The sequence below is a fragment of the Actinomycetospora callitridis genome, from assembly GCF_028737265.1.
Classification (GTDB): Bacteria; Actinomycetota; Actinomycetes; order Mycobacteriales; family Pseudonocardiaceae; genus Actinomycetospora; species Actinomycetospora callitridis.
The window spans coordinates 175,041-186,516 of the sequence record NZ_JAQZAK010000005.1 but is presented as its reverse complement, the minus strand read 5'-3'; the positions used below and the strand labels follow the sequence as shown (position 1 = coordinate 186,516).

General features: G+C 77.0%; 13 protein-coding genes. 1 reads left to right on the top strand and 12 read right to left on the bottom strand.

The genetic code is table 11. The features are described 5' to 3' along the window. Nucleotides 1–208 precede the first annotated feature (208 nt). Nucleotides 209–1,738, top strand: coding sequence for a helix-turn-helix domain-containing protein (locus PH191_RS18195; protein WP_274196031.1), 1,530 nt, complete (start codon nucleotides 209–211; stop codon nucleotides 1,736–1,738). Nucleotides 1,739–1,752: 14 nt separating this feature from the next. Here the strand turns inward: PH191_RS18195 and PH191_RS18190 are convergent, their stop codons facing one another. From PH191_RS18190 to folE, 12 genes are all read right to left on the bottom strand, one after another. After that, on the bottom strand, nucleotides 1,753–2,538 hold the full coding sequence (locus PH191_RS18190; RefSeq protein WP_274196030.1) for a hypothetical protein: 786 nt from the start codon (nucleotides 2,536–2,538) through the stop codon (nucleotides 1,753–1,755). Between the two features lie 153 nt (nucleotides 2,539–2,691). After that, complete coding sequence (locus tag PH191_RS18185) at nucleotides 2,692–3,522, bottom strand: type III pantothenate kinase (RefSeq protein ID WP_274196029.1); 831 nt, start codon at nucleotides 3,520–3,522, stop codon at nucleotides 2,692–2,694. Nucleotides 3,523–3,555: 33 nt separating this feature from the next. Further along, entirely contained in the window at nucleotides 3,556–4,152 is a 597-nt protein-coding gene (panD, locus tag PH191_RS30125; protein ID WP_274196028.1) for an aspartate 1-decarboxylase, read from the bottom strand. Between the two features lies 1 nt (nucleotide 4,153). Then, nucleotides 4,154–5,071 carry a pantoate--beta-alanine ligase gene (gene panC / locus PH191_RS18175; protein ID WP_274196027.1) on the bottom strand — a complete coding sequence of 306 codons (918 nt, stop codon included), beginning with the start codon at nucleotides 5,069–5,071 and terminating at the stop codon, nucleotides 4,154–4,156. Beyond that, nucleotides 5,068–6,051, bottom strand: coding sequence for a Rossmann-like and DUF2520 domain-containing protein (locus PH191_RS18170; protein ID WP_274196026.1), 984 nt, complete (start codon nucleotides 6,049–6,051; stop codon nucleotides 5,068–5,070). Before PH191_RS18170 ends, panC begins: the two co-directional genes overlap by 4 nt. A gap of 196 nt (nucleotides 6,052–6,247) precedes the next feature. Further along, on the bottom strand, nucleotides 6,248–7,468 hold the full coding sequence (locus tag PH191_RS18165; protein ID WP_274196025.1) for a PrsW family intramembrane metalloprotease: 1,221 nt from the start codon (nucleotides 7,466–7,468) through the stop codon (nucleotides 6,248–6,250). Between the two features lie 51 nt (nucleotides 7,469–7,519). Continuing rightward, nucleotides 7,520–8,494: a DUF6779 domain-containing protein gene (locus PH191_RS18160; RefSeq protein ID WP_274196024.1), complete on the bottom strand. Its 975-nt coding sequence runs from the start codon at nucleotides 8,492–8,494 to the stop codon at nucleotides 7,520–7,522. An 89-nt stretch (nucleotides 8,495–8,583) separates the two neighbouring features. Next, a complete protein-coding gene (locus PH191_RS18155) occupies nucleotides 8,584–9,063 on the bottom strand; it encodes a DUF3180 domain-containing protein (protein WP_274196023.1) in 480 nt (159 codons plus the stop codon). Then, nucleotides 9,063–9,566 carry a 2-amino-4-hydroxy-6-hydroxymethyldihydropteridine diphosphokinase gene (folK, locus tag PH191_RS18150; RefSeq protein ID WP_274196022.1) on the bottom strand — a complete coding sequence of 168 codons (504 nt, stop codon included), beginning with the start codon at nucleotides 9,564–9,566 and terminating at the stop codon, nucleotides 9,063–9,065. The genes PH191_RS18155 and folK overlap by 1 nt, the downstream gene beginning before the upstream one ends. Then, the gene (gene folB, locus PH191_RS18145) at nucleotides 9,563–9,937 is read right to left on the bottom strand and encodes a dihydroneopterin aldolase (RefSeq protein ID WP_274196021.1); all 375 of its coding nucleotides are present in this window, start codon (nucleotides 9,935–9,937) and stop codon (nucleotides 9,563–9,565) included. The genes folK and folB overlap by 4 nt, the downstream gene beginning before the upstream one ends. Continuing rightward, on the bottom strand, nucleotides 9,934–10,752 hold the full coding sequence (gene folP, locus PH191_RS18140) for a dihydropteroate synthase (protein WP_274196189.1): 819 nt from the start codon (nucleotides 10,750–10,752) through the stop codon (nucleotides 9,934–9,936). Before folP ends, folB begins: the two co-directional genes overlap by 4 nt. Nucleotides 10,753–10,822: 70 nt before the next feature. Then, on the bottom strand, nucleotides 10,823–11,437 hold the full coding sequence (gene folE / locus PH191_RS18135) for a GTP cyclohydrolase I FolE (RefSeq protein ID WP_274196188.1): 615 nt from the start codon (nucleotides 11,435–11,437) through the stop codon (nucleotides 10,823–10,825). Between the last annotated feature and the right edge of the window lie 39 nt (nucleotides 11,438–11,476).

The following is an 11,476-nucleotide window of genomic DNA, read 5'->3' as shown; positions in this document are numbered from 1 at the left end:
ACACTAGGCACGCGGGGGTTGCACGGGCGTTGCAACCGCAGATTCGGGCAGCTCGGCCGAACGGCACCGCGCGCGCGGCTTCGATGAAGGGTTGCCTCACCCGCGGGGATGCAGCACTCTTCTCGGAGGGACACCCGTGTCCCCGGTGGGACGCCGACGTGCCACGACGGCACCGGTCCCGCCTCCCGTTCCAGTGGTGGGGGCGCCGATGCCGGAGCGCGACGGCGATGGCGGACGCCCCCCGACGGGCACCGCGACCGGCGACCCGGTCGAGCGCGGCCGGCTGCTCGAGAGGGTCCGGGACGCCGTCCTGTCCGGCAGCACGGGCCCCGCCTCGCCCCGCGACGTGGTGTCGGCGTCGTGGCGCCGCTCGCTCGACGCGCACGTCGACCCGGACCACGGGCGGCCCCGTCACGTCTTCGGCGCCGAGGAGCTCGACGAGGTCCGCGGCAGCCACGTGCTCGCCCCCGCGCTGCCCGTCCTGCGGCGCACTCTGCTCGACGCGGCCGACGAGGCCGTCCACATGATGATCGTGACGGACGCGCGCGGGCACATCCTGTGGCGCGAGGGCAACACCGGCGTGCTGCGCCGCGCCGACGACGTCGCCCTGGTCGAGGGCACGCGCTGGAGCGAGGACTCGATCGGCACCAACGCCATGGGCACGGCGCTGGCCGACGGACGCGCGGTGCAGATCCACTCGGCCGAGCACCTGGTGCGGCTCTACCGCGCGTGGACGTGCGCCGCGGCCCCGATCCACGACCCCGACACGGGCGAGGTGATCGCGGCCGTCGACCTCACCGGCCCACTCACGACGTTCCACCCCAGCACGCTGGCGCTCGTGCGCGCCGCCGCCGAGCTCGCCGAGATGACGCTGCGCGCGCGTCTCGTCGAGCGTGACGAGCGGCTGCGGGCGCGCAACGAGCCCCACCTCGACGGGCTGCGCGGCGAGCCCGGCGCCCTGCTCGCGCCCCGCGGCCGGGTGCTCACCGCCCGGCCCGACGGCTGGCTGCCCGACCGGGTGTCGATCCCCCAGGACGGCGACCGCGTCGACCTCGGCGACCGCGGCGAGGGCCTGCTCGAGCCACTGGCCGAGGGCTGGCTGCTGCGCCTGGCGCCACGCACCACGTCACGCCCGACGCTCGCCCTGCCCTTCCTCGGCGCCGAGCGTCCCGTCGCCCGCCTCGACGGGCGCCCGGTGCGGATCAGTCTGCGCCACGCCGAGATGCTCGTGCTCCTCGCCCTGCACCCCGACGGCCTCACCGCCGACCAGCTCGCCCAGGCGCTCTACGGCGACGCGGGCAACCCCGTGACGGTCCGCTCCGAGGTCCACCGCCTGCGCGCCGCCCTCGGCTCCTGCGGCACGAAGCGCAGCGGAGCTGCCGCGCCGGAGGCCGGATACAGCATCATCAGCACCCAGCCCTACCGGCTGCGGGCCCGTGTGGACGCCGACTTCATCGACGTCCGCACCGCCCTGCGCGAGCGCCGCCTCCCCCCGCCCGACGTGCTGCGGCGCGGCGCCCTGCTGCCCACCTCCGACGCCCCCGGTGTGCGCGAGGAGCGCGACATCATCGAGGTCGGCGTGCGCGGTGCGGTCCTGCGTCGCGGGGACGTCGACGCCCTGTGGGCACTCGTCCGGACCGAGTCCGGCGCCGAGGACCCCGAGCTCGCCCGGCGCCTGCGCCGCCTGCTGCCCGACGGCGACCCGCGCCGCGACGAGCTCGTCGACCGCCCGGCCTGAGCTCCCGTCCGGCGTCAGCCCCCCGCGCACAGGCCGCCGCGGTCGGCGACCCGGTACTGCGGGGTGGTGGAGTCGGTGCCGCCGCCACCATCACCACCGACGGATGCCGTCACGGCCATGAACGGGGAGTGCCGGTAGACGTCGACCACCACCGGGGTGGCTCCGACACCGGGGACGTCGATGGTGCCGGTGTACTGGGTGCGGCAGTCGTCCTGCGCGCGCTGCGTCAGGCCCGAGCCTCCCCACTCCCGCACCATCGTGTCCTGGAAGGTGTCGGTGGGCACGCTGTACTCGTAGAAGACGAACGCCGTGCCGTCGCCCTGCCCACTGCAGGTCAGCCCCTCCGTGCTCATGGGGATCTGCGCGTCGGCGGTCGCCGGGGTGCAGGTGCCGTTGCCCCCGAACATGCTGGTCAGCGTGTAGGGGCTCGACGGGGGTCCGCTCTGGGCCGGCGGCGCGACGGGCCCGGAGGCCGGAGGTGGCGGCAGCGCACGGGCCATGATCGTCACGGCGAGGACGATCCCGCCGAGCAGGACCAGGCCGAGGACGACCGCGATCAGGGCCGTCCTCCCGCGCCGGGGCGGTGGCGGCGGTGGTGGTGGCGCCGGCGGCATCCACGAGGTCGGCGGTCCGGCGCCGTAGGGGGTCGGGGGTCCGTAGCCGTAGGACAGCCCGGCGGGCGGGACGTCACCACGGCGGGGTGCGGGCACGAAGGGGTGGGGCGCCGGCGGCGGCCTCGTCGGCCAGGAGGTCCCCGGGTGGGGTCCGGCGCCGTGGGGGTGCTCGTGGATCTGGCTCATGGTCGTTCCTCCGGCGGGCCGTGCGCGGCGTGTCCCGTGCCGGTCCGAGCCTGCGCGGCCGGGCCGCGACCCTCCATCGGGAGCGCCCCCGTGCCGGGCCGGGCGCGCCCCCGCGGGGCGCGGGGGCGTACCCCCCGCCGTGGAGGTGGTGCCTCAGGAGCGGGTGGCCCGCCGGGCGGCCCGGTCGTCGCGCCGCTCGCGCCACCGGCGGTGCACCGTGCGCAGGCCGAGCAGGGTCAGGTCGGGCACGTGCTCGGTGACCGTCGCGCACTCGCCGACCACGAGCGGAGCCAGGCCGCCCGAGGCCAGGACGGCGACCGGCGCGCGCCCCTCGGGGTCGCGGCTGGTGATCTCGCGGGCCACGCGGGTCACGAGGCCATCGACCATGGCCGCGGCGCCGAGGACCAGCCCGGCCTGCATGCTCTCGACGGTGTTGCGCCCGAGCACCGAGCGGGGCACCACGAGCTCGACCGGGCGCAGCGCGGCGGCACGCACGGCGAGCGCCTCGGCGGACACGGCGACGCCCGCGGCGATCGCGCCGCCGAGGAACTCGCCGCGCGCCGACACCGCGTCCACCGTCGTCGACGTCCCGAACGTGACGACGACGCACGGCCCGCCGTGGCGCTCGTAGGCGGCGAGGGCCTGGACGACGCGGTCGGCGCCGACCTCCTTGGGGTTGTCGACGAGCAGCGGCACGCCGGTGCGGACGCCGGGCTCGACGAGCAGGTGGTCCAGGCCCGCGAAGTGCCGGGTGACCATCCCCCGCAGCTCGCGCAGCAGCGCCGGCACCGTGGACAGGGCCGCCACCGCCGACACGTCACCGACCCGGGTGCCGAGCAGACCGCGCACCAGCAGCGCGAGCTCGTCGCCGGTGGCGCGCGGCTCGGTGCGCAGGCGGGCGTCCCAGACCGCGGCGCCGGCCTCGTCGTCCGGGTAGAGGGCGAGCGCGGTCTGGGTGTTGCCGACGTCCACGCAGAGCAGCACGACGGCCGCGCCCTCCCCCCGGGGTGCCGGGCCCTAGTGGTCGGCGGACAGCAGCGCGTCGAGGCGCCGGGCGTCGGTGGTCTCGGCGGGCTTGCGCCCTCCACGCCGGCTCGCCTGCGGCCGGGGCGGCGGGGCCGGCTCGGCGCCCCAGCTGTTGCCGACGGTGGTCATCGCGGGCCCGGCGACGGCCTCGCGGCGCGCGGCCGGGCGGGCCTCGGTGCCGGGGCGCAGCAGGGACGTCGTCGGCGCGGCGGCGGGCACCCGGGCCGGGTCGGCGCCGCGGTCGAGGACGCGGTTCGCCTCGTCGACGAACACCACGCGCGGCTGGTAGGTGCGGGCCTCGGCGTCGTCCATCACCCCGTAGGAGATGAGGATGACGAGGTCGCCGGGCGACACCAGGTGCGCGGCGGCGCCGTTGATCCCGATGACCCCCGAGCCGGCGGGACCGGTGATCACGTAGGTCTCGAGTCGCGCGCCGTTGGTGACGTCGACGATCGCCACCTGCTCGCCGGGGAGCAGGTCCGCGGCCCGCATCAGGTCCTCGTCGACGGTCACCGAGCCCACGTAGTGCAGGTTCGCGTCCGTCACCGTCGCACGGTGGATCTTGGACTTCAGCATCGTGCGCTGCACGTCAGACTCTCCTCACGACGGACACGGCGGCGTTGTCGATCAATCGGGTGCCCCCCGCGCGGGCGGCGATCAAGAGCCGCGCGTCCCCGATGTCGGGCGTCGGCCCGAGCTCGGGGTCGCGCAGCTCGACGTACTCCACGGACAGGCGCGGCTCGGCCTCGAGCACGGCCCGGGCGGCGTCGACGACGGCGGCCGCGCCCTCCTCGCCGGCGTACTGCCCCGCGGACAGCGCGGCCGAGAGCGCGACCGCGGCCGCGCGCTCGTCCGGCGACAGGTAGGCGTTGCGGCTCGACAGGGCCAGCCCGTCGGGCTCGCGGACCGTCGGGACGCCGACGACGTGGATGTCGATGTCGAGGTCGCGCACCATCCGCTTGATCAGCGCGAGCTGCTGGTAGTCCTTCTCGCCGAAGAACGCGACGTCCGGGACGGCGATCGCGAAGAGCTTGGCGACGACGGTGAGCACCCCGTCGAAGTGCCCGGGGCGGACCGCGCCCTCGAGCTCGTCGCCCAGCGGCCCGGGGTGGATCGAGGTCGCGAATCCGTCCGGGTACATGTCCTCGACCTCGGGCGCGAACACCAGCTCGACGCCCTCCTCCCGGCACATCTCGAGGTCGCCCTCGAAGGCGCGCGGGTAACGGTCGAAGTCCTCGGACGGCCCGAACTGGCGCGGGTTCACGAAGATCGAGACGACGGTCGTGGAGCCCGGGACGCCCCGCGCGCGGCGCATCAGCTCGCGGTGGCCCTCGTGCAGCGCACCCATCGTGGGCACGAGGTTGACGCGACGGCCGGCGCCGCGCAGGGCCTTCGTGACACGTCGCAGCGCGGTCGGGTCGCGCTGCACCGTGAGCCGGTCGGCGTGGTACTGCGGACGGGCGCGACCGACGAGGTCGTGCGTGCGCAGGCTGGAGGGCTTGGTCACGAGCGGGGCCTCTCGGCGAGGGCGTCCACCACGTCCTGCGCGGCGGTCGCGTCGAGCAGACCGCCGGCGCGGGCGCGCTCGGCGGTGCGCAGGGCCAGCGCCCGGTAGAGCGGCACCGCGTCGGGGGCCCGCTCCTGGAGGTGACGGACGTGGGTGGCGATCGTGCCCGCGTCGCCGCGCACGACGGGGCCGGTGAGCGCGCGGTCGCCGTGGCGCAGGGCGTTGTCCAGGGCCGCGGACAGCAGGGGGGCCAGGACCCGCTCGGCGGGCTCGATGCCGGCGCCGGAGAGCAGGTCGGCGGCCTCGCGCACGAGCGTGACCAGGTGGTTCGCCCCGTGCGCCAGCGCCGCGTGGTACAGCGGGCGGACGGCCTCGGGGATGCGCACCGGCTCGGCGCCCATCTCCACGACCAGCGCCTCGCCGACGAGCCAGGCGGCCTCCGCGTCCTCCGCCGGGCCCTCGGGGGCGGTGACGCCGACGCAGGCGCCGGTGAGGCGCGCGACGTCCTCGGTCCGCCCGGTGATCGTCATCGCCGGGTGCAGGGCGATCGGCAGCACGTCGTGCTCGGCGGCGGGGGCCAGCACGCCGACCCCGGCCGCGCCGCACGTGTGGACGACGATCTGGCCGGGACGCAGGCAGTCCGACGCCGCGAGGCCCCGGACCAGGCCGGGCAGCACGTCGTCGGGCACGGCGAGCAGCGCGAGGTCGGCGCGGCGCACGACCTCGTCCGGCGGGAGGATCTCGGCACCGGGCAGGAGCTCCTCGGCCCGGGCGCGCGACGCGCGGGAGACCGCGGAGGCGGCGACGACCTGGTGGCCGGCGTTCGCGAGCGCGGCGCCCAGCACCGCGCCGACCCGCCCGGCGGAGACCACGCCGACCGCGAGCCGTGAGCCCTCACGAGGAGTCGGGGTCGCGCCCGTCGACGGACCGGAGGAGCCCTGCTCCCACCGCCCGGCGCCCCCGTCGGCGTCGGTGCTCACGCGCCACCTCACTCGCTCGGCTCGTTCCCGTCCCGCCAGCGCGGGTACCGGACGATCACTGGCACCCACGGTAGTCGTCGGGGGCGGCGACGGCCGCCGCGGTGAGCGGGTTCACGCCCGCGGGACGGTGGTAGCGAGGGCGTCCCCCGCTGCTCCCGGCGCAGCCGGGGTGACCCTCGCTCCCGGTGTCCCGGGCTCAGGCACCGGGCGGGCGCGGCGGTGGTCCGCCGGGCCAGGACGGGGGTGGGCCGAGGTGCCCCTGCGTCGGCGCCCCCGCGGGACCCTGGACGCCCGGCGCGTTGACCGCGGCGAGGCGGGCGCGCACGACGTTGTCGAGGAGCTCCGCGTGCCAGTCGGGCCGCGGCGGCAGGGCTCCCCGCTCGGCCCGGGCGCGCAGGAACGCGAGCTCGGTGACCGCGTGCTGGTAGTCCTCGACCGCCCGCGCCGCGGGCGCCCCGGCCCGCCGGTGCACCGCCGTGCGCCAGCGCCGCCGCCCGGTGAGGCTGGAGAGCAGCGGGACCTCGCTCGGCGCGATCCACCCGGCGGCCGCGAAGCCCGGCATCTGGCGGGCGAGCACCTCGCGCTCGCGGCGTCGCTGCCACACGACGAGCCCGATCATGCCGGCGAAGAGCGGGAGCATGATCAGGACGTAGACGCCGAAGAAGCCGGCACCGAGCTGCGTCGACGAGTTCCAGAGCGCGTGCAGGATGACGGCGAGCACGTAGCCGCCGAGCACCGCCAGCGTCCCGACGACGCGCGACCGCGCCTGCGACGCGATGCCCACCCCGATGCCGATCATGGCCGTGAACAGCGGGTGCGCGAACGGCGAGAGCACCCCGCGCAGCACGAAGGTCGCGAGCACGGCGGTGGCCGGCGCGCCCTCGGCGTCGGTGAAGGCGCGCCCGAAGTAGATGATGTTCTCGGTGAACGCGAAGCCCGCCGCCGTGATGCCGGCGTAGACGACGCCGTCGACGATCCCGTCGAACTCCCGGCGCCGGACCAGCAGGAGCCCGACGACGAACGCGCCCTTGACGAACTCCTCGACCAGCGGGGCCGAGATCACCGCGCCGATCACGTCGCCCTGACCGCGCCCGAGCAGCAGCTCGGCGGCGATGATCGCGCTGGAGTTGATGACGACCGCCACGAGCGCCGAGAGCCCGGCCCCCCAGAGGAACGCCGCGAGCAGCAGCCGCGGGGGCTCGGGCTCGAACCGGTCGATCCAGAGGAACGCCGCCACGACCGGCGCCACGGGCACCAGCGCCAGCACGACACCGATGACGACGCCGACGACCCCGATCTCGGTGCTCGCCAGTCCGACCGTCACGAGCCCGCACACGCTCAGCACGATCAGGCCGACGACAGGCCACACGAGCGTGCGGCGCTGCTGCGGCGCGAGCCGTACCGGAGGGGCGATCACTCTGCCGGAGGGTAACGACTCCTCCCCGGCCCAGCCCGCCCGACCGCCGCGTCAGGGCTCGCGGCGACGCCTCCCGCCGGCGCGGCCGGTGGCGGCGTGGGCGGCCAGGAGCTCGGCCACGGTGCGCCCGCCGGAGTCGGAGTCGGTGGACCGGCGGGACGTCTCGTCCGGGCCTGCGCGGCGGCCGGAGCGCTCGTCGGGCCGTCCGGGACCCGGGTCCACGGCAGGCTCGGCGGCGGGTTCGGCGGCGGGTTCGTAGCCCGCCGAGCGCACGTACTGGTCGACGAACGACCCGGTGGCGAGCAGCGACGGGTCGGCCGGGGTCGGCGACGGGTCGGCCCGGGGCGGGGGCGGCGACACGGGCCGCGACGTCACCGCCCGGCGACCGTTCGCGGCCCCGCCGGAGCGGGGCGCGGGCGCCACGGGGACCTCCGGGCGCAGGGGCGCGGGCGGCGGGACCGGCGGCGGGACGGCGGCGGACCGTCCGGCCGGCAGCGGCCCGGAGTCACCGACGACCCGCAGACGTGTGTCACGGGACCGGGGCGCCAGGGGCCGGGGCGGGACGGGCATCCCGACCGACTGGAGCGTCACGGCGTCGGCAGCGGTGTCGACGCGCATCCGCTCGAGCTGCTCGCGCAGGGCCGCCGCGTCCTCGCGGGCCTTCTCGGCCGCCCGCTCCGACTCCTCCCGCGCGGCCGCCTCGCGGGCCAGCCGGAGGTCGTGGTCGCGGCGCAGGGCAGCAAGCTTCTCGTCGGCCTCGTCCTGGGCCGCGGCGAGGTCGGCGGCGGCGTCCTGCGCCGCCTCGGCGGCTCCCGCCGCCCCGCGGGAATGGCGGGCGACCAGGATGCCGGCGACGACGGCGGCCCAGAGGGCGGCGACCACGCCGAGGCGCAGCCAGCGGGCGTCGTCGGCGAGCACCACCGCCGCGGCGGCCAGCGCCGCGAGCGTCGCCGCCGTGGCCAGCAGCGCCGCGCGACGGCGGTCGGGGCCGGCGCGTCCGCGCAGCTCCCCGTCCGGGGTGCTCATCGCCGCAGGATAGCGCCGCGCCGGGACCGTCCTGGTCACCCGGCCGGACGAGCGCGTGGTCGCGACCGACGACCGGTCCGCCGCCGCGGTCAGGGCCGCCGCCGATCCGGGTCGTCCCGGTCGTCGCCCCCGTCGTCGGGGATGCGCAGGCAGTACTCCAGCCAGAGCCCCGCGCCGAGCAGCACCGCACTGCCGACCACACCGACGATCGCGCTCGCGGTGTCCGCGCCCGCGGCGTCGACCTGCCCGCGCAGCGGGAGCACGTAGGCGAGGACGCCCAGCCACGCGCCGCCGAGCACCGCGCCGGCCACCGACGACGCCTTGGCCAGCGCGACCGCGCGGGCTGTGGCCAGCGCGTCGACCGGGCGCGAGCCGGGCCGGTGCCGGATGCGGGCGCGCAGCACCGCCGCGAGGACGAGCTCGGCGATGCCCAGCACCAGCGGGGTGAGCCCGGCGAGCAGGGGCAGCGGCGGCAGCTCGCCGTAGGCCACCTGCACCGCGAGGTTGACGGCCAGCCCGACGGCGACCGCGGCGACCACCAGCAGCGAGGGGCTCGTGCGCGTCCTCATCACGACACCAGCGCCGTGGGGTCGGGGCGCACCCCGTCGCGCTCGGCGTCGGGCAGCGCGGCGAGCAGGTCGGCGACCCGCCCGCGCCCCGCGATCCGGGCCTCGGGGTCGACGTCGAGCCAGGGCACGAGCACGAACGCCCGCTCCGCGGCGCGCGGGTGCGGCAGCGTGAGCTCGGGGTCGTCGCTGGTGGTCCCGTCCACGTCGAGCACGTCGACGTCGAGGGTGCGCGGGCCCCAGCGGACGTCCCGGGTGCGGCCGGCGCGGCTCTCGGCGGCCCGGGCCCGGGCGAGCCAGTCGCGCGGACGCGAGTTCGGGTCCTCGACGACGACGACGGCGTTGAGGAAGTCGTCCTGCTCCACCCCGCCCCACGGCGCGGTGGCGTAGACCGGCGACACCGCCACCACCCGGGCGCCCGCGGCACGCAGGGTGGCGAGGGCGCCGCGCAGGTTCGCGGGGCGGTCGCCGATGTTCGAGCCCAGCGACAGCACGGCCCGGCTCATCCGAGCTCCCCGTCCCGGGACCGCCGCACCACCACCGCGACGTCGTCGAACGGCACGGTGATCGGGGCCTGCGGCTTGTGGAGGGTCACCTCGACGGCGGCGACCCGCTCGTCGTCGAGCACCCGCTGCGCGACCTCGGTCGCCACCGCCTCGATCAACCGCCGGGGCGGGCCGGCGACGACGGCCGCCGCGCCCTCGGCCAGCGCGCCGTAGTCGACGGTGTCGGCGAGGTCGTCGGACGCCCCGGCCTTCGCGAGGTCGACGTCGAGCACCAGGTCGAGCACGAAGTCCTGCCCGTCCCGGCGCTCGTGCTCGAACACGCCGTGGTGCCCCCGCACCCGGAGACCGCGCAGGGCGATGCGATCGCTCACGGCTCGATCTCCGCCGGCGAGGTCCCCCAGGACCACGCCGCCGCGACCGCCACGGCGTCCAGCGACGGGCCGACCTCGTGCACCCGCACGCCCCAGGCGCCGTGGGCGGCGGCGAGCGCCGAGACGGCGGCCGTCGCGATCTCCCGGCCGTCGGGCGGGCGGGGCGTGCCGTCGTCGTCGGCGAGCAGGGCGCCGAGGAAGCGCTTGCGGGAGGCCCCGACGAGCACCGGGAAACCGAGGCCGGTGAAGACCGAGAGCTTGCGCAGGATCTGCCAGTTGTGCGAGGCGGTCTTGGCGAACCCGAGGCCCGGGTCGAGGACCAGCAGCGACGGGTCGACGCCGGCGAGCACCGCGCGGTCGACCTGCTCGACCATCTCGGCGCGCACCTCGCCGATGACGTCCTCGTAGGAGGCGAGCTCGACCATCCGGTCGCTCGGGCCCCGCCAGTGCATGATCACCCAGGGCACGCCGGCCTCCGCCACCGTGCGCGCCATGTGCGGGTCGGCGAGGCCGCCCGACACGTCGTTGATCATGCTGGCGCCGGCCTCGACGGCCGCGGCGGCGACGGCCGCGCGCGTGGTGTCGACGGTGACCCGCGCCCCGGCCGCCACGAGGTCCCTGATCACGGGCACGACCCGCGCGGTCTCGGTGGCGGCGTCGACCCGTTCCGCGCCGGGCCGGGTGGACTCGCCGCCGACGTCGACGAGGTCGGCGCCGCGCTGGTGCAGGTCGATGCCGTGGGCGACCGCGTGGTCGCGGTCCAGCCAGCGACCGCCGTCCGAGAACGAGTCCGGCGTCACGTTGAGCACGCCCATCACGACGCACCGGCCCGGGTCGGGCAACCGGTGCGAGCGGGCCGGCCCGGAGCCGCCGGGCGCCCCCACCTCAGCCGCCCCGGATGAGGTTGAGGGCCTCCGCCCGGGTGCTGGCCGAGGTCTTGAAGCTGCCGCGCACGGCCGACGTCGTCGTGCGGGCCCCGGGCTTGCGGACGCCGCGCGACGACATGCACAGGTGCTCGGCGTCGATCACCACGAGCGCCCCCCGGGTGTCGAGGCGCTCGGCGAGGGCGTCGGCGACCTGGGTGGTCAGACGCTCCTGCACCTGCGGGCGTCGGGCGTAGAGGTCGACGAGCCGGGCGAGCTTGCTCAGGCCGGTGACGAGCCCGCCCGGTCCGGGGATGTAGGCCACGTGCGCGACCCCGTGGAAGGGCAGCAGGTGGTGCTCGCACATCGAGAACATCGGGATGTCCCGGACGAGGACGAGCTCGTCGTGGTTCTCGGAGAACGTGCGGTCGAGCACCGCCGCGGGCTCGGCGCGCAGCCCGGCGAACAGCTCCTGGTAGGAGCGTGCCACCCGGCCCGGCGTGTCCCGCAGGCCCTCGCGGTCGGGGTCCTCGCCGATGGCGATCAGCAGCTCGCGCACGGCGGCCTCGGCGCGCTCGGCGTCGAACGGCGGCAGCTCCGGGACGGGGCCGGTGCCGTTCGTCGGCTGGCCGTCCAGTTCCTGACTGGTCGTCACGTCTCCCTCGCGGTCTTCCTC